We start from the raw sequence: 18,359 nt of genomic DNA, 5'->3' as shown, positions 1-18,359 counted from the left end.
AGAGAATTCAGCTTCCGGCCTCGCTGCTGCACCATGCCGCATTTCCTTCAGGGAAAAGTTTGGGAATCAGGATTTCTGCTCCGTATCCTCTTCAACCTTCCCCGCCTTGCGCAGGCGCCTCGCTTCAATGAAAAGCATGATCGTGTCCCAATTGACGACCACCATCAGCGCAATAACAGCGAGCGCCTGAAAGGCATATCCCGCATAGCACCAGGCGCCCATCGTCCCGGGAGCGCCCCAGAAAGCGAGGAAGAATTCCTGGAGACCAGCGCCGAGCGTTATGGCGTGCCCCAGGAAGGCCGCAAGCGACAGGCCGTAAAAGCCCCATGCAAACTTCATGGCAGTGCGCTGCCCGTCGTGCTTCATCGGCCAGAAGCGCAGGCAGATGAGAATCACGACCGGGATAAGAAACGGCATGGCGATGATGCCGGTGGAAAGAATGAACTGAAGCATGAGCATGCGGGCCAGGTAGGTCAATTCCATCATTTTATGGAAATGCAGAAGAAAACGCTCCGGACCTGAATGGGAACGGAGCGTTTTCAGTCTGAATCCAGCTTTTCGGCAATTCCGTCGGGGCAGGTTAAAAGGGTTTGCCTGCCTCAGGCGGAATGCCGTGCGGGAAAAGATTTTCTGCTATCAAGCCTTCCGGAGCTTCGAAGCATCAGCCGGCTCGCGCAGGCGCAGCACGCAGTGATAGACCACCAGCAGTGCGAGGATGATGAGCGCCACGGCGATGATGAGCTGCAGACCGCCCACCATGAAGACGAACGTGCCGTTCGCCATCTGGCCGAAGATCTTGAGCACAGCCTGAACAAGGGCCGTCATCGTCACGACGAACATCACCGTCATCGGGCCGTAAAGCATCCAGCCCTTGCGGCCGGTCGCCTTCAGGAAGACGGCAAGACCGGTAAGAACGAGCGCCGAGAGGAGCTGATTGGCCGAACCGAAGAGCGGCCACACGGACATGTAGCCCGCCATGCAGATCGCATAGCCGAGGAGCAGCGTCAGAACCGTCGAGAAGACCGTATTCGTGAAGAGCGCCTGGATCGGACCCTTCTTCTCGCCGGGACGCGGCGTGAAGAGTTCCTGGAGCGACATGCGGCCGATGCGGGCCACCGCGTCGACGGAGGTGAGCGCCAGCGCCGAGACGCACATCGTCAGGATGCAGGCGGCAATGTCGGTCGGAACGCCGAAGAGTTCAGTGAGGAACCCGGCCACCGAGTGCGAGAAGGTCTGGAAGGGCGTGCCCGAGGGAAGCACGCCGCCCTGGGCCGCTGCGCAGACAACGACGAGCGCAACGACGCCGAGAACCACCTCAACGCACATCGAGCCGTAGCCCACGAGGCGCATGTCCTTTTCGTTGGCGACCATCTTGGAAGACGTGCCCGAGCTCACGAGCGAGTGGAAGCCCGAAACCGCGCCGCAGGCGATCGTGACGAAGAGAATCGGGAAGAGGTCGAGGTTCTTCACTTCCCAGCCGACGAAGGCGGGCATGTTGAGGGTCGGGTTTTTGACGAAGACGCCGAGCACGCCGCAGACGATCATGCCGATCAGGAGGAACATCGAGAGGTAGTCGCGGGGCTGCTTCAAAAGCCACATCGGCATCACGGAAGCGGCGAAGAGGTACGCGAAGACCACATAACGCCACGAGACGGAGTCGAGATAGACCGGGAAGCAGATGCCGAGCGCCACCATGGCAACCATGAGCACGATGCCGACAATGAGCTGCACGCCGGCCGTCGGGCGCATGTACTTCAGGTAGAGGCCGAAGAGAACGGCGCCCACCATGTAGATGAGCGAAATCGAGCCCGCAGCCGCACCCGGCATGAGCTCAGTGCCGTCCTTGGCGAACCCGTTGAAGGTGTTCGCAACCATGTCGCAGAAAGCCGCGATCACAAGGAGCGTGAAGAGCCAGCAGAAGAGGAGGAAGAGCTGACGGCCCGTGCGGCCGACGTAGTCCTCAATAATCATGCCGATCGAGCGGCCGCCATTCTTGACGGAGGCGTAAAGCGCGGTGAAGTCCTGAACAGCGCCGAAGAAAATGCCGCCGATGATCATCCAGAGGAGCGCCGGGAGCCATCCGAACATGGCCGCAATAATCGGCCCCGTCACAGGGCCCGCGCCCGTAATCGAGGTGAACTGGTGCGCGAACACCGTCCATTTGTTGGCGGGCGCATAGTCGCCGCCCTTGTTTTCAACGGCCGGTGTGGGCCGGTTGGGATCGATTCCCCAGGTCTTCTCAAGCCAGCGGGCGTATCCGAAATAGCCCGCTGCCAGAGCGACGAGAGCGATCAGCATGATGGTGAGACCGTTCATTGCCTGAAATCCTTGGTTTTTGTAGGAATGAAGTTTTATGGAAATGCACTTCGGCACTGCTTAGATCGAGAGAAGCACTCAGCACGGAAGCGCGCAGCGCAGAAAGAACGGAATCTTCTGCGTCTGATCTGAAATAGTACGATCCAAACACCTTTCAGGCAAATGCAGATTCTATTTTTGATTTATTTGTAATAATTGATATTTATGGAATTTAGATTGTGTTATTCCTAATTAATCAAAATCACAAGCATGCTCTGACTTTTGCATCAATCCGGATATTGCAAAGAACTTATCGGGTTTTCCCTTGCATCATTTGTTTACAGATCGGCAAAACGAAAGGCCCGGAACAATTCATTCCAGGCCTTTCGTTTTTAAGCGCTTCTCTCCGGAAGTCCGGAGAGAAGTCTTTTTGAATCGCAGCGGTCGTCAGCTGAGAATGTAGACGGCAACGAGAAGGATGAACATCACCGGGGCGGTGCGCTTCACGATTGCGAAGGGCGACACGCCGGCGATGCCGGCCGCGATGATCATGCCGCCGGCAAGGGGCGACGAGAGGCGGCCGAAGTTGCCGGAAATGGCGGCGAGATAGCCGAGGCCGTCAATCGTCATGCCGAAGCTTGCAGCGTGCGGGGTTACGGCTTCATTGAAGGCAAACGCCGCAGCGTCGCCCGAACCGGTAACCAGCGCCATCAGATAGGGGCCGGCGGCAGCGCCGAGCTTGGCGATTTCGTTGGCATGCGTGAGGTAGTTGACGAAAGCGTCAATCACGCCGCAGGCGTGCAGACCGGCAGCGAAGACGCCGGCAGCGATGATGATGCCGATGATCTTGGCGTAGCCGGAACCCATGCCGTCAAAGAACTTCTTCGTAACGTCGGCGGGGTTCGTGCGGGTAACGGCGATCGCGTAGATCGCACCAATCAGCATGGCCGTGGCAACCGACATCTTCATCTGGGGAGCCCAGATGTTGGCGCAGACGAGAATGACGACGGGAAGCATCGGAGCCAGCGCAAAGAGGATGTTGGGCTTCTCGGGAAGCTCAGCCGTCTTGCCGCCGTTCGCGCCGGCGCCTTCGGTCTCGCCGAAGCCTTCGCGGCGGAAGTCGCGGTAGATGAGGCACACAACGACCATCAGGACAATAGCGCCGAGCGCGGCGCCGACCGTGATCGGCATGAAGCGGCCGATGAATTCAATGATCGGGATATCCGCGAGCTTCGAAACGAAGGCATTGTGCGCGACGCCGGGCGACAGATACGCCATCGTGATGGAGCCCACCACGGCAGCGGCCGCCATTGCCGGATGGAAGCCCGCGCGGATGAGGAGCGGGATCACCGTCGGACCGACCGAGGCGACGAGGCCGGAGGTCGAGGGAATGGCAATCGAAATGAAGGACACCACCAGCATGCAGGCGGGCAGCAACAAGAGACCGAGCTTGCGAAGCGGCTTCGTGAGAAGCGCAACGAGATGCACGTCGCACTTGGTAAGCGCGACGACGGAAGCAAAGCCCATTGCCGAGCAGATGGCGATGATGAGCGATCCGTTCGTCATCGACTTGTCGAACTGCTTGAAGGCGATCATCGGTTCGAGCGAAAGAACCGCCATCAGGAGGCCGGCAGTAAGAAGAACAAGGCGCGTCTCGTAGCGCTTGATCAGCGCCCAGACGGCACCGACAGTAACAACGAGTGCTACGCACATGGACCAGGTGGCCATAGGGAAATCTCCTTTGGGGAGGAAAAGTTTGAAGAATTTTTACGGGCGGACGCGATTCTACGAGGGAACCCTCGCAAAGTGACCTATCGTTTCCGCTAACCCGGTGCGCATTCTTGCACGATTACGCAAATGATTTCTTTCTCTTTACGATTGCTTCGCCTGAAAAAATCACCATTCGAGCAATTACCCGTCAAGACGCATACGCTTTCAATTCAACTTTTCCTTAAAAACAGACGCAACGACGGCCAATCCCCACAGCACTAGGACAGTCCCGAAAAATACGAAGGGATACGTCCATACCTGCGTCTTCTCATAGAGCATTGCAAAGATCCATGGACCGCACCCGGCGCCCAGGTAGCCGATCCCCTGCGCCATGCTCGAGATGCCGAGCATTCTGCGCATATCCGTCGACTTCTGCGCCATGAGAAGAAACGCCACGGAGAGCATCGCGCCCTGAGAAGCGCCTGCGGCCACGGACGCCGGGAAAAGCCAGACGCCGCCCGCGATCCAGCCGGCCAGCCCCGCGAGATAAATGGCGGAAAGAATGATTCCTGAGACGGCGTCATTGCCGACGAGCTTCATGAAGCGGGGCGTAAAGACGGAAGCCGGAAGACCCGAAAGGAGATAAACGAAAATCCAGAAGCCCGTTTCCGAAGCGCTCATTCCGAGGCTCTGCCAGAAGGGCGGCATCCAGGCCGCTGCCGTATAGATCGTTAGGGACTGCAGTCCCATCACCGCCGTAAGCGCCCAGGCAAGCGGGTCGGAGAGCATCGCGCCGAAAGAAGACTTTTTCTCTTCCTGACGAGGAGAGCCCCCCTGCTGCATCGCCTCGGCCCCCGGTTCTCTTCTCGCGAGGCTCCAGCAAAGAAGCGCGATTCCGGATGCTAGCGCCCAGAAGCCGAAAGGAACCGCGAGCGAACCGGAAAGGCTGAGAAGCGGTGCGGCGAGAAGTCCGCCCACGGCGCCAGACGAACCAATTACGCCGGTATAAAGTCCCATCATCGGACCACTCTTCTGCGCCCATACCGTTTTGACGACGACAGGCATCAGCACGTTCAGAATGGCAATGCCCGCGCCGACGAAAAGCGTTGCGGCGAGAAGCACCGACCAGTTCGTCACCATTCTGAGAACTGCGCCGGCAGAAAGAATCATGAGCGCCGCAGCGATTCCGCCCCAGAGTCCGAACCGGCGCACGAGCGCCGGCGAAACAAAGGAAAAGACCCCGAAGGCTGCAATCGGGAGCGCCGAGAGCGTGCCGTAAGCATCCCAGCCCACTTCCATCGCCTCGCAGATCTCATGAGCAAGCGGGCCCACGGCTGTGACGGGGCCTCGCATGACGAAGGTAACCGAGAGGAAAGCCGCAAGGAGAAAGCCTCCGGCAGCTGCGGGTGAAAGTCGTGCCATGGCGGGGAAAGACAAAAGAAAGAACGCGGATCAGAGGATTTTAGGTCGAATCAGCGCTGCATCTCCCGATTCCGGCCATTCCCTGTGCGACAGATTCCTATCGTATGCTCCGGACGAGATTCGTTACGAATCCTCAAAAACATGAACACTTGTTCAGACCTTACTGCGCTAATGTTGCAGTTAGAAATCTCTCTATTGATAAGCGTCCGCGCCGGAATTTTCCCGCGGACGGGGAATCTGCGGGGTCCCGGGCTTCAGAGGAGCATCGAAGCGTCCTGCTCCATACATCATGCTTCGCGAAGCCTGATAATCCCAAAGGATTGAAAACTATGAAAAAGAACACAAAGATTGCCGCAGCGGCAGCCCTCTCTGCCGTTTTTCTTCTCGGCGGATGCGCGAGCGACGGCACTTACTATCGTGCCGACACCTATACGGCCAATCAGGTGAATCGCGTTCAGGAAGTCAACACGGTTGAAATCATCGCCATCAACGCAGCCCGCGTGGCGGTCCCCAACAGCAGCAACCGCGAAACCGCTCAGCTTGCGGGCGCCATTCTCGGCGCCATTGCAGGCGCGGCGATCGGCAACCACAACAATCACTCCACCTCCGCGCGCGTCATGGGCGGCCTCGCCGGCGGTGCGGTTGGCGGTCTTGCTGGCGGCGCCGTTGGCGGCGACAGCACGACCTATACCGACGGCGTGCAGATCATCTACAAGACTGCCGGCGGCCGGGTGCTTCAGACCTCTCAGGTCGGCCAGCCCTGCGAATTCAAGACCGGAACGGCAATTCTCGTTGCGCCCACTCCGAGCGAAGCCCGCATTCAGCCCAACAACCCTTACGGGTGCCCCCGCAAGTAACGCGCGTTCCTGAGGTATGCACAATATGAAGTTCAGAATTTCTGCTGTCGCTGCGGCATCGGTTCTCTGCGCCCTGACGGCAGCCGGCTGCACAACGCCCTCCACCCAGACTTCCACGCTGCCGCCGGGAACGCAGCGCATGAGCCCGGAGCTCATTGACTACAACACGCAGAGCGTGGACGCCGCCGCCCGCGTCATGCAGGAAGAGGCTCGCCAGAAGGAAGCTGCCCGTGCAGCCGCCGCGGCGGAAGCCGCCCGCGTCAAGGCGGCTCAGGATGCCCAGGCTGCCAAGGCGCGCGCCGCTGCCCAGAAGGCTAAATCCGCGCGTCAGGCAAAGCTTGACGCCTATCAGGACAAGGTCCGCGAGCTCGAACTGGAGCTCAAGCAGCTTGATGTTGCAGAGCGCCGTGCTCAGGTCGACGGCACCGTAGCCGACAGCAATGCAAGATCGGAACTCGCGCGCGAGCGAGCCCAGCTTGAGCTCGAGCGCATGCGCGCGGAGATTGAAAATCTGAAGGCTGCCGGCGGCGAAGCGAAATAAGCCGCCTCCTAAGCTGAAGGATTTCATCTGCCGTCCGGGCCGCACGCCCGGACGGCATTTTTCTTCTCTGAAATTCGCTTTCCCCAGCGATCAGAATTCAAATCGGTAGAGCAGATCCAGCGCCTGCTCCACCCCGGAAACGGCTTCGAGGTAGAGCCTCGGCATCAGCCGGTAGCGAAGCGTCAGGGTGGCAAGCGAATCAAAAATTCCAACGCCGTACTTCACCTGAAGCCCCGGGAGCACGTAAGCCGACACCACCACCTGCTGCGAGTCGCCCGTACCGGTCGTATCGACGCCGAGCCCTCTCAGACCGACGGCATCCCCTACTTCGGAGAGAATGCCGCTGCCCTGCGAGGTTCCGACGCCGATCAGCATGCTCGTCATCATGGAGGCGCTGCTTCCCTCTTCCGAACCGAGGCCTTCGCCGCGAATGAGGTAGGAAAGCGTCTCCTGTTCGGAGAGCTGCGGCGTGGAGAAAAGCGTCACCTCCGGCGACTCGGCGGTACCGGTCACCCGGATGCCTGCCGTTACGCCGTCGGCCGTGCTTTCAGGGTTTCTGATGGCTTCAAGACGCAGCGTGGGATTCGCCATGGGACCCGAAAAAAGGATCTGCCCGCTCTGAATCACGAGATCCTGCCCGTAGGCGCGGAAGCGCCCCATCGGCACGTTGATCTGCCCGAGGAGACCCATTCTGCCCCCGGCCATCACGAAGCGAACTTCACCCGTCAGCCCTGCGCGGAGACCATAGGCTGCGATCCGCACCTCGGGACCGAGCACCACCGTGACGTCGCCCGAAATCGGCATGCCGTCCGTCCGCACGGTTCTCGGCTGCAGATTGCTGTCGAGAAGCACCTGATCCTCCGAGACGGCAATCGCCGAAGAAGGAAGCGTCTTCACCTCAATCATCGATTTGGGAATCTCTATGCGGCCTTTAAGCGCCGCCGAGGCGTTCGTCGCTTCGGCAGTCACGTCGCCCTTCACGTCCACCTGAATCATGGGCGGAAGCGAGAGATGAAGTCCTTCGGTACGGACTCTCGCATCCGCCTTCCAGCTCTCGAGACTCTCCCAGGACGCGGTTCCCGAGAGGAACACGCTTTCCGTCTTCGTCCGGATTTCCCCGGCAAGCGTCGACGTACGGCCGTTGAATTCAATTTCGACGCCGGAAGGCTCCATCTCAATGGGGATGAAGTCGGCATCGACCACGACATTTTCTGCGCCGACTCGTCCGTAAAGTTCCGGACGGGAAAGCGTGCCGGCTGCGCGCAGCCGGGCATTGACGGCCCCTTCAGCTCGCTCTCCCCTAGAGAGGAAGGGCTGAATAAAGGAAGGCGTTATGCCGTCGACGACGATTTTTCCGTCCAGACGGCGCTCCTTTTCCGGATCAATCACCGCGAGTTCACCCCAGCTCGAGCCGTTACCTTCGGGCTTTATTTCCCAGGCGAGCGCAACGCGCTTCTTTGCGATCAGCGCATGCGCACGAAGCTTCTCAAGCGTCACCGGGAATCTCACGCCCTGCCAGCGCGTGGAGTAGCTCAGACCGTCGCCATTCAAATTCACCTGTCCGGCAGGCATCGGATTCTTTTCGAGATCCCAGTAGAAATCAGCGCTGCCGGTGAGGTTCCCCGCAATCCGGTCGCTCTTCTTTCTCAGATAAGGCTTCAGAACTTCAATATTGAGACGCTTCAATGCGAGATGCGCTTCGCCCGCACGGCCGAGAACCATCGGTTTCGGCAGGCACACCTGCGCATCCTCATGCATCCAGCAGTGGGTTCCTATCGTTAGCTGCACCGTCTTCGGATCCCACCTGAGAGGCGCCGCACTCTGATTCGACCAGATGCCCGCAGGGGTTTCCACGCGCGCCCGTGAAAGAGACCCCGTCCAGGAGAGCGTCTCGCGCGAGAAGCTTCCCGCTGCCCGCAGCGATCCCGATACGGGGTCCCCGGAAAGCGAGAGCGTGACGACATGACTGCCTTCGGTGCCTTTGAGCGACGTTTCCGCCGAATCGAGCGTAATGCCGGAAGCCGCAAGGTCAGAGAGCTTCAGACTGGCGCTTCCCTGAATTTCCCCTCCGGCAAGCGAATTGAAAATAAAGGCGAGCTTCTCTTCGAGAGAGGCATCGGCGGCTGGCGGCGGCGGAAGATTCGCGGGCGGCGCCGGCGGAGGCGGCGCTTTGCCCTCATTTGCTCCGCCCTTGCGGGGCGCAGCGCCCTTCACGGGCGAATTTCTCATGTCCACGAAGAGGTTGATTTCGCCCAGCGAAAAGAGATTTTCCCAGCCGAGCCCGTTCGCGCGGATATTCGCCTCGGCAATCGGATGCGCGAGGCTGCCGGCGAGCCTGACGGTCCCCTTGGCGCGGCCGCGGAGCCCGGGGATCGTATTGAGAAGTCCCGGTGCATCAATGCTGAGGTCAAGCTTGATTCCCCGCATGTGTTCGACCTCGCCCGCAAAGCGCAGCGTGTTTCTGCCGAGGAGGAAGTCGAAATCCGATACCTTCCACGAGAGTTCGCTCGTTCCTGAAATTTCCGTTGCGAGCTTCACCGGCGCCTTCTGAATGCTGCCGTCGAGCGTGAGCTTTGCCGAATCCACGCGGTAGGTGCCGTCCGTGCGCAAAATCCCTTCGCTTGCGAAGTCTGCGCCGAGCTTGAGAGGCAGCTTTTTGATCCAGGGCTCAAAATCAACGCCCGTCACCTTCAGTGCGGTTTTCCAGACGAGATCTTTCTTCCAGTCGGCTTCGCCATTGAGATTCAACTCTCCGAGCGGCGTCGTGAAATCGAGTTTCGAAAGTCTGATTCCGGAAAGATCCCCCGCGGCTTCAGCTGCCAGCGTTCCGTCAAAGCGTTTTTCCAAGCCGAGCAGTTGATCGGGCGCTTCAATGGAGGGACTCCCCTTGAGCGAAAGCTTCCATGAGGAAGGGCGACCCGCGGCCGCGAGCGAAAGATCCCTGACGGTATAGCGGCTTTTCAGGAGCATCTCGGCAATGCCGGGCTGAGACGGCGTCTGTAGCTCGGGAACGCTCTCGTCCGGGTCAGCAGCAGGCGCCTGAGAGGCGGCGGCCTTTCCATCGGCCTCAGCCTTCGATTGAGGACGTTCAAGGATTTCCGGCGACCTGACCAAGGCAGCAGCGAGCGACAAATTGAAGGAAGGATCCGCTTCTGCAGCATTGGCCGAGGCCTGAAGGCGCAGTTCGACGGGCCCGCTTGTTCTCGCCGTGAGATGCATTTCTCCCGCTATTTCGCCCGAAAGCATGCTCTCGATCTGAGCTTGCGGCGAATCAAACTTCACGCCCGCGAGCGTCCCCCAGGGCGCGGCATCCGCCTGCGCTTTTAAAGAAACGCTGAGTGGCCATGTTTTGTCCAGATCAGCGCTCCCTGAAAGCTCGAGATCGACAGCCGAAGCATCGAGCCTGAAGCGCTCGAGCTCAATGCGCGACTGCGTCATGCCGGCCTTTGCCTCGAGCGAATGAATCTCCAGAGGCGAGAATCCGGGAAGCGCTTCGGTTCCGGGAATGCCTTTGAGACGCAGGCGGCTCAATCGGAGCGACAGAAGCTGCGCGTCAAAGGGAAGCCTGACGACAGGAAGCGAGCGGATGAAAGGTTCGGAAAAGAGCCCCTTCACGCGCTCAAGATACGTTTGAGAAGGCGCTTCGGGAGCCGGCTTTCCGGCCGCCTCGGCCGCTTGCGGCGCTTTCGACGCGGCAGGGGTGCCGGCCAGACTTCTCAGATCGGCATCACCCTCTGAGAGCACCGCTTTTTCAATCACGAGACCTTCCCGGCTCATGCGTGCGGCAGCCTCAAAATGCGCGGCTTGAAGGGGTATCTGGGCGAGCCCGGAGGAGAAGCCCTCGAGCAAAAGCTTCCTCAGCGCCAGAATTCCGTCGTGAAGATCAAGTCCGGCATCAAGCGCCTTGAGCTCAACCGCCTCGCCGTCGATCTCCGCCCTGGCTTCCCGAACCTCAATGCCGTCCAGCGTGATGCCGATGGGAAGCCTCAGATCCGGCAATTGGAAAGGAGCAGGTTCTTCATGCACGGTCTCGCTCTGCGGGAGCGACGCGCTCTCAATGGCCACGACCGGTTTTTCGAGTTCCAGGCGGCCGATCTTCAGTTCCTTATCGAAAAGACGGTACCAATCAAGCTCAATCACGAGCTTTTCCGCCCTCGCATCGACCCCGGGAGAAGTCCAGCCGATCCCGGTCAGCGTGAGATGCCGCCAGTCGCCCTCCGACTTCGCAATCGAGAGCCCCGGCACCCAGCGATCCAGCGCCTTTGCCGTGATCGAAAGCCCCGAAGCCGTCGTGGCAAGAAAAATGATCGCGCCGGCAAGAAGAAAAAAGAGCGCGAGGATGAGCCCCGCTGCGCGAAGAATGATTCGGTTGGATCGGGCCATGTTAAAGCTCCGGGCCGAGGCCGATGTAGAAAGCAAAACCCTTGTGGTCCGGGTCTCCTATCGGGCGGGCAACGTCGAACTTCACCGGTCCCACGGGCGACTGCCAGCGTATCCCGAGGCCCGCGCCCACCTTGAAGGACGTGGAGGTGAATTTATCCACCGCTTCGCCCGCATCCACAAATGCAGCACCCCACCAGGCGCCGTGAAAATTCCACTGGTATTCAATGCTCGAAGTGAAAAGCCGCTTTGCACCCCGCAGGTCGCCTGAATCATCCTTGGGCGAGATCGACTTGTAGTCATACCCGCGAACGCTCCTGTCGCCGCCCGCAAAGAAGCGAAGATCCGGCGGCACGTCGTCGAAGTCGTCCGTCTGGATCCAGCCGAAGGCGTAACGCCCGATGAAGCGGTGCCGCATGGCGAGCGTGCGGATCATCGCCCCCTGCGCATTAAAGGCCCAGAAGTCGATGTCGGACCCCCAGAGCTTGCGGGAAAGGTCGAAAGAATAGCGCTGCGAATCACCCCACATCGGCATGGCGCCGCCGCGCGAACGCGTGCGGCTGAAGGAAACGCCCGGATAGAGCAGCATCGTTGTCGTCGAGCTCATGCCCTGCGTGAAGTTGTCGAGCATCCAGCGCATATTGAATGCCCGCTGCCAGCCGTTCTCAAAGTTCCAGTAGCGCGATCCGACGAGCGTCGTCTGCGTCGACTTGGTGTCGTTGAGGTCCGTATGCTTGAGGCCGCCCTGGAGGAGGTAGTACTCCTCGAGCGGATTGTCCCTCCGCGGCATCTTGTAGCTGAAGTCGAATTCCTGCTCTCTCGCCGAAACGGCGCTTGAGAGCGCGAGGCTGTGCCCCATCGAATTCACCCAGGGCTTTGTCCACTCGCCCGTAAAGCGCGGGCCCACGTCGGTCGAATACCCGACGCCCACTTCGACAATATTGCCCTTGCGGGGCGTGAGCGATCCCTCAAAGGGAAGCTCATGATCAGGCGTTGCATTTTTAAAGTCGGGCGCCACGACGGCATAGTTGAACCAGCCGGTGTCGGCGAGTCGTTCATTGAGGTTTGCAAGTCCGTCAGAGGTATAGGGATCGCCTTTCTCAAAAGGAATGAGGTTCTGGAGGATCTCATCGTCAATCTGCGAGCCCGAAAAATGCACGCCGCCAAACTTCCAGCGCGGCCCCGAACTGAAGGTGAGCCTCCACCATGCCTGATGAAGATCCGGAGCCACGGCAAGCTCATTTCGCGTAAAGCGCCCCTGAAAGTAGCCCTTGCGCGTGGCAAGGCTCTGCACTTCCTTCTTGAAGCTCTCGTATTCCCCGTGATGGAGCACGTCTCCCTTCTTTGGAAGCTTTCTCCGCATGCGCTCGAAGGCGCGGTCATTCGCCGCATCGCCCTCGAGAAGAAGTTCTGCGCCCTCAATCCTCACGGGGTCGCCTGGATCGACCGTCAGCCTAAGAATGCGCGGCTCCTTAGAGCCTTCCTTCGGTCTGGGATCCCACTTAAAGGTAAGTTTCGGCGCATAGTAGCCCAGTGCTCTCAGGCCGTCCCTGACGCCCGTTCTCACACGGGCCCGGTAGCGCCCCTCGACGGTGATGGCGTCGAGCCCGAGGGACTCGAGCTGCGCGCGGACATTTTCCTCGAGCTCGCCCTCGAGCCCGGAAAGCTGATAACTGAAATCCGCCGCTTCCGCCGAAAGCGCAGCAGAAAGAAGGATCGTCAGAGCAAGCGGGCGAAGGCGAATCACAGCAGAATCCCTTGGCAAATGGGAAGGGGAATGAGTCTGCTTATTTTAACGAGCCGAATTGCGCCATTACCTCGAACGCGCCCGGCGCAGTCTTTTCCAAAGGAAAAAGCGCCGGGAAATGAACCGACGCCTTTTCTTCATTTCAATGCCGCTTGGGCGGCAGATCACGCGGATTGTCAAGCCTTCGCTGCCGGCTTGGCTTGAGGAGCCTTCGTCTCAGCGCGCGCAGCCGAAGACGCCTTGGCTGCAGGCTTCTCGGCCGGGGCTGCGGCAGGCTTTGCGGGAGCCTTAACTGCAGGTTTAGCCGCGGGCTTGGCAGACGCCTTCGGCTGAACTTTCCTCACGGCGGTCTTCTTCGCAGCCGGAGCCTTTGCCGCCTTGACCTCGGCAGAGACTGTCAGCTGCTTCACGGCTTCAGCAATCAGACGCTTCACGGCTTCTTCAGGAGAAAGTCCCGTCTGCGCGAGCGCGTCCGTGAACGCCTTCAGCGTGGCTTTATCCAGCTTGATTTTGGTTTTGATCTTAAGAACGGGCATGGCCTCTCCTTCCTTTTTCCTTTGCAGCGCAAAGATTGATATGCCTGCTCTTCCAATTTATCACCGAACCCCGCCACGCCGCGCACGGCGCAAAGACGATTTACAGGCAACATTGCGAAAAACTGTATCCGCATTCACCGGGATGGATATTCGTCCGTCGGCCTCAATCCTTCTTCTGCGCGCTTCTGAAAGCGGCCTCTCTCTTCTCTAGGCCCGGAGCACCCAAGCAAAAGCCGCTTGAGGCATGACCCGCAAGCGGCTTTCCAGGAATCCCTAAATCAGCCCTCTATGACGGCAGTGCGACAGGACGCATCACCGAGAGCCTGAGCCTCAAGCTCCCCGGCCTCCTCGCCGAGAGTATTTCCATCGTTGGCCCCCTCAGCCTTCCACCAGAAGCAATCCCCCTGGGCTACAGCTTCCTGAATGATTTCGCGGATGACATGAGAGAGAACGACATTCTGACTTTTGGCAAGCCCCTCTATGGCGAGCTTGAGTTCGAATGGCAGTCGACAGCTTATTACGCCGGTCTTGGTGCCGCTTGGCAGTTCTTTGGTGCTACCACCTTCCTGAGAAACGTACATCGGGCTGGTTCCTTGAAAGTTGTGCTTTATTGTTGTAGATCCCCGCAGGGACGCCGGTTGGTTGAATCAAGGCAGACGTCCTGAAAAATCAGGACTGCGCCTCGGGTCAAAAGGAAATTCAGAGCGAAGGCCTTCCAAGACGAAGAAAGAGAGAAAACATCCGAACTTGGTCTTCAGACGCTTTTTTCTGCTTTCTGCTTTAAGCAACAAAGATGCAAAACGCCTCTTTGCGCTTATCTTTTAAAAACCATCATTCTTCTATATCCATTACTTTAATTTTACGTGTTAACGGTCAGCGTAAACGAGACTGTTTAGCCAACGACTTTGAGACGTGATACGCCAAGGATTTGAGACCATATACCGTATCTGACCGGGACGATATACCAACATCCTGTTGGCCTGGATACCTCCGCTACCACGAGACCCATTACCACTGAGACCCGATACCTCCGTAAAGAGAGATGGATTACCACAGGGATTGAGACTGCAAACCGCTCTGAATGAGACGGCATACCACTCTTGGTCAGCTTTACCTCTGCACTGAGACTACTTGCCCCAGCGGCAGAACTGCATACAAATGAATGGGACCCGATGCCATGACGAAATGAGATGAGATACCACAGCAATAAGACAGGATACCTCTGCATGAGACTACTGAATATGCTGAATATCGACAATGGTATTTCCTCTTAACATAATGTATTCCTTGGATATTAAGTCGAAATCCCTTCGGCTTAATTACCAAGGAGACTGCTATGTCGAAACAAGCAAGAAAGTCTCGGGGCCCTTCTGTTGTTGAGTCCGAAATCCCTCGGCTGACACCTCAGGAAATTTTTGAAGGCTACGAAAGGCATCTCTATAGCGTTGAGGATGCCAAGACATTGATGCAGATGCCTCGCAGCACGTTTATGCGGCATCTCAAGAACTGGCGAGAGACAGGTCGGCTGCCCTCACATACCGGTCAAGGGAATCGTGTTCCGGCCAATAAGCTCGATCCGCAGATCAGAGCGAGGATCATCGAGTTTGCAACAGGCAAATATGAGGGCTTCCAGGCAACCCTCCTGCATAAGTATTTGCTCATTGAGGGTATTGAGGTCTCCGTTGAAACGGTACGACGAATCCTGACAACACTTCGTCCGGAAGAAACTCCAAAGGAGCGCAGGTCGACCGCGCATAAGCTGCGCCGCCGCAGATCGAGCGTTGGGGAACTGATTCAAATTGACGGCAGTCCGCATCCATGGTTCGAGGGAACCGGAGACGATAACAGCTACGCGCTTCTCATCTTTGTCGATGACGCAACAAGCCGCATCATGGTCGCCGGCTTCTATCCAACAGAAACATCTGAAGGATATCTTCAGTTGCTGAATAAGTACATTGAAAAATATGGGATTCCATGGGCTCTGTACAGCGACAGACATTCCATCTTTGCCCCAGTAAATCCCTCGAAGAGCGGAAAATCCGAGGAAACACAATTTCAAAGAGTCTGTCGGGAGTTGGGGGTAACGGGGATACGGGCTAATTCGCCAGAAGCCAAAGGGCGGGTCGAGCGAACATTCAGCACGCTGCAGGGACGATGGCCAAAAGAGTTCCGTGTGCTGGGCATCAGAAATATGGCGGAAGCAAATTCACGAATGCCGGAATTGCTGGCGAGCTATAACCAAGAATTCGCAATTGCTCCCGCTGACTCTAAGGATAGCCACGCGCCGCTGCTGGAGGAAACGAAAGAACGCATTGAGCAGATCTTTGCCAGATGGCATACACGTATGATCAGCAGGAACCTGACGGTGTCCTACGGCAGCAAGACACTGCAGATTGTCGGGGTGGGCCGCTCCATGAGGGGAGCAATGATGAAGACTGAGTGCAATCTGCTGGAGTATGCCGATGGGCGGGTGGAAATCCTCTGGTGCGACGAGGTTGAACATCGCAAGCGGATCACCAAAGAGGGGCCGAGAATCCGAAAACGCTACCACGTGCTCGAATTCACGGAACACGACAGAACGAAATTGAAAATGTCAGTCGCAACACCGGAAGAAACGGCCAAGACACTGAATCACCGCGTTGATGAAGTGGGGCGTCAAAAGAAAGGAGACTCAGAAACGACGCAAAAGAGCCCCTGGCACGAAATGCAAAGGAGATCGGCTCTGAAAGCGATGGCGAAACGGGAGGAACTGAACCGAAAGATCGAAGAAGCGAAAGCAATCAATGCTCGTATTGCAGCAGCCAAGGAAAAGTTGAAGCCCAAGAGATAACTCAACGGTTGAAGCACCGTTGAGATGGTGGGTCGTTAAGGCGAATGCACCGCGCGCTGCGCTTGGATGCATCCGCCTTAACTAAATGATATCTCAGGGATTTCTGTCAAGCGACTTTCGCGGCATAAAGCTTCGCGCGTCTGAAGGCCGCGCTCGTTTATTCCACGTTCGCTTGACAGAGCTTGCCTCAGTGCCCGTAGGCTAAATGCCGGTACCGCCGCCAGGTGCCGAAGTGGAGCGCTCGGCCAGCACAATGCCCGCAAACCAATCCGCGAGCTCGCGCGTTACCAGAAAAGCCGCTGTGTAGCTTTTCGCCTCCTTGAAAAGATCAGCGCTGTTGTGAAACTCTTGCCGATTGCTGGTGTCACCCAGAGGGGCAGAAAAAGTCTCATTATCGCTGTGGGTTAGCAGTCTCATTTTTGCTGCCCGTTAACACATTACTTTAATTTTACGCACCTTCTGCGAGAGGTCCCGTCCTACCGAGGGTCTCATTGATTTCGTATTCATTTTCCCCCTTTCCAAATCCCTTACTAACGGGGAAAACCCCTATCAACAGATTGTTTGCGGCAAACCTCGCTCAATCTTTTTGATTGACTCCGTTTCCTGGTGGTTGCTAAAAGCGATTCTCCGGCGTTAACCTCAAAAGAATCTATTTCAGATCCTCTATAAGCCTTTTCCGCTTTGCCGAACGCCCATCTTTCCTTTTCTCAACGCTGGCTGCCGCTTCTTAAAGTTCTCCTCATTCCGCTCTCGCTTCATTCCTGCGCGACAGGGATGCGCTTTACGGCAACCCTTGATGCGCTCTCGCGAGGAGCCGGTCCCTTTGAAACCGGCGCTATGCTCGCCTGCATCTCGCTTTTTCCGGCCTTCTTTGCCGTCAAGGTAGGCCGATGGCTCGACAAGTCCGGCCCGAGCGGCCCCATTCACGCTGCACTCTTTGCCGCTGCAGGATCCGGGCTCGCCGCGCTTTTTCTCCCGAAGGCGCTTTTCGGCATTTTCTCGCTCTTCATTGCCTGCCTTCTCACCGGTCTTGCATTCATGCTCATGAATACGGTGACTCAGCGCCTGACGGGCGACGTCTGCCGCCCCGGCGACCGGCAATCCGCGTTTACGGCCCTTTCGCTCGTGACGGCATCGAGCAATCTCGCAACCCCGGTTGCTGCCGGATACGTCATTGAGCATTTCTCCTTCAGCGCCTTCTACATCTGGTGCCTCATTGCGCCCGTTATTCTTGCCGCGATTCTGAGCCTGCCCTTCATGCGCGGGCTTCTCATCAAGCGCGAGAGGCAGCGCGCGAAAAAGGCCGGCGAACCAAAAGGCTCCGGATCGTCCCTCGATTTTTTCCGGGACCCGCCGATGCGGGCCGTGCTACTCGCCTCCGTCATCATTTCCGTCGCATGGGAAGTGGGAAACCTCCTCATCCCGATCTATGCCAATGAAGCGGGACTTGCGCCCTCCGAAATCGGCTGGGTGCTCGGCAGCTTCGCCTGCGCCACTTTTGTTGTCCGACTGCTGATGCCCATGCTCCTCAAGGTTCTTGAGGAATGGCACCTCATCGCAATGACGCTCCTTCTGAGCGCCATCGCCTTTGCGCTCTTTCCCTTCTTCAATACGCTTCCTCCCCTCATGTGCGCGGCCTTTCTGCTCGGCCTCGGGCTCGGAGCGTCGCTTCCCAACATGATGTCGCTCGTCTACCGGTTTGCTCCCGGAAACCGAATCGGCGAAGCCATCGGCTTCCGGCTCATGCTCATCAATTCCGGGAAATCCGCTTTCCCGGTCATCGCCGGCGCTATCGGTTCCGTCATCGGTGCGGGCGCCTCGCTCTTCGGCCTCGCCGTCTTTACGGGAGGAGGGTTCCTCTTTGCGATTTACTCCGCGGGAGCCGTCTTCTGCCGCATGAAGGAGCTTGACGGCGAATAGACGCCAGCAACGGCGCGGCGTCTCTTGAAAAGACGGGATCCGGCACCCGGGTGTCATCAAAAACCCGGACGCGGAAAGCGAGCGAAATCTTTATCATGAGCGCATTCGACAAAGCCGAGGG

Annotated in this window: 13 protein-coding genes; 4 read left to right on the top strand and 9 right to left on the bottom strand. The window is 58.2% G+C overall.

The genetic code is table 11. From position 1 onward, the window contains the following. Positions 1–66 precede the first annotated feature (66 nt). From FG381_RS12120 to FG381_RS12105, 4 genes are all read right to left on the bottom strand, one after another. Positions 67–486 carry a hypothetical protein gene (locus FG381_RS12120; protein ID WP_139689023.1) on the bottom strand — a complete coding sequence of 140 codons (420 nt, stop codon included), beginning with the start codon at positions 484–486 and terminating at the stop codon, positions 67–69. Between the two features lie 150 nt (positions 487–636). Beyond that, a complete protein-coding gene (locus tag FG381_RS12115; protein WP_139689022.1) occupies positions 637–2,316 on the bottom strand; it encodes a carbon starvation CstA family protein in 1,680 nt (559 codons plus the stop codon). Between the two features lie 426 nt (positions 2,317–2,742). Continuing rightward, positions 2,743–4,023, bottom strand: a complete 1,281-nt coding sequence (gene dcuC / locus FG381_RS12110) for a C4-dicarboxylate transporter DcuC (RefSeq protein ID WP_139689021.1) — start codon at positions 4,021–4,023, stop codon at positions 2,743–2,745. Positions 4,024–4,230: 207 nt separating this feature from the next. Next, entirely contained in the window at positions 4,231–5,427 is a 1,197-nt protein-coding gene (locus FG381_RS12105; RefSeq protein ID WP_139689020.1) for an MFS transporter, read from the bottom strand. Between the two features lie 329 nt (positions 5,428–5,756). On the opposite strand from FG381_RS12105, the gene FG381_RS12100 reads away from it, so the two are divergent. Both FG381_RS12100 and FG381_RS12095 read left to right on the top strand, forming a co-directional pair. Then, positions 5,757–6,284, top strand: coding sequence for a hypothetical protein (locus FG381_RS12100; protein ID WP_139689019.1), 528 nt, complete (start codon positions 5,757–5,759; stop codon positions 6,282–6,284). Between the two features lie 25 nt (positions 6,285–6,309). Continuing rightward, entirely contained in the window at positions 6,310–6,825 is a 516-nt protein-coding gene (locus FG381_RS12095; protein WP_139689018.1) for a hypothetical protein, read from the top strand. 90 nt (positions 6,826–6,915) lie between these two features. Here the strand turns inward: FG381_RS12095 and FG381_RS12090 are convergent, their stop codons facing one another. The 4 genes from FG381_RS12090 to FG381_RS12075 form a co-directional block, all read right to left on the bottom strand. Continuing rightward, complete coding sequence (locus FG381_RS12090; RefSeq protein WP_139689017.1) at positions 6,916–11,208, bottom strand: translocation/assembly module TamB domain-containing protein; 4,293 nt, start codon at positions 11,206–11,208, stop codon at positions 6,916–6,918. 1 nt (position 11,209) lies between these two features. Further along, a complete protein-coding gene (gene tamA, locus FG381_RS12085; RefSeq protein ID WP_139689016.1) occupies positions 11,210–12,952 on the bottom strand; it encodes an autotransporter assembly complex protein TamA in 1,743 nt (580 codons plus the stop codon). A 176-nt stretch (positions 12,953–13,128) separates the two neighbouring features. Next, positions 13,129–13,488, bottom strand: coding sequence for a hypothetical protein (locus tag FG381_RS12615; protein ID WP_165697881.1), 360 nt, complete (start codon positions 13,486–13,488; stop codon positions 13,129–13,131). A 278-nt stretch (positions 13,489–13,766) separates the two neighbouring features. Beyond that, positions 13,767–14,069, bottom strand: coding sequence for a hypothetical protein (locus FG381_RS12075; RefSeq protein WP_139689015.1), 303 nt, complete (start codon positions 14,067–14,069; stop codon positions 13,767–13,769). A 755-nt stretch (positions 14,070–14,824) separates the two neighbouring features. Here FG381_RS12075 and FG381_RS12070 point away from each other — a divergent pair. Beyond that, positions 14,825–16,318 carry an ISNCY family transposase gene (locus FG381_RS12070; protein WP_139687003.1) on the top strand — a complete coding sequence of 498 codons (1,494 nt, stop codon included), beginning with the start codon at positions 14,825–14,827 and terminating at the stop codon, positions 16,316–16,318. 201 nt (positions 16,319–16,519) lie between these two features. On the opposite strand, the gene FG381_RS12065 is transcribed toward FG381_RS12070, so the two are convergent. Then, positions 16,520–16,735 (bottom strand): hypothetical protein, encoded by a 216-nt coding sequence (locus FG381_RS12065; RefSeq protein WP_139687002.1) that lies wholly within the window; start codon positions 16,733–16,735, stop codon positions 16,520–16,522. 264 nt (positions 16,736–16,999) lie between these two features. On the opposite strand from FG381_RS12065, the gene FG381_RS12060 reads away from it, so the two are divergent. Continuing rightward, the gene (locus FG381_RS12060) at positions 17,000–18,238 is read left to right on the top strand and encodes an MFS transporter (protein WP_226960350.1); all 1,239 of its coding nucleotides are present in this window, start codon (positions 17,000–17,002) and stop codon (positions 18,236–18,238) included. Positions 18,239–18,359 lie beyond the last annotated feature (121 nt).

The organism is Sutterella faecalis, assembly GCF_006337085.1.
In the GTDB taxonomy this organism is placed as follows: domain Bacteria; phylum Pseudomonadota; class Gammaproteobacteria; order Burkholderiales; family Burkholderiaceae_F; genus Sutterella; species Sutterella faecalis.
The sequence above is the reverse complement of the archived record's forward strand: the minus strand, read 5'-3'. Positions and strand labels throughout refer to the sequence as shown.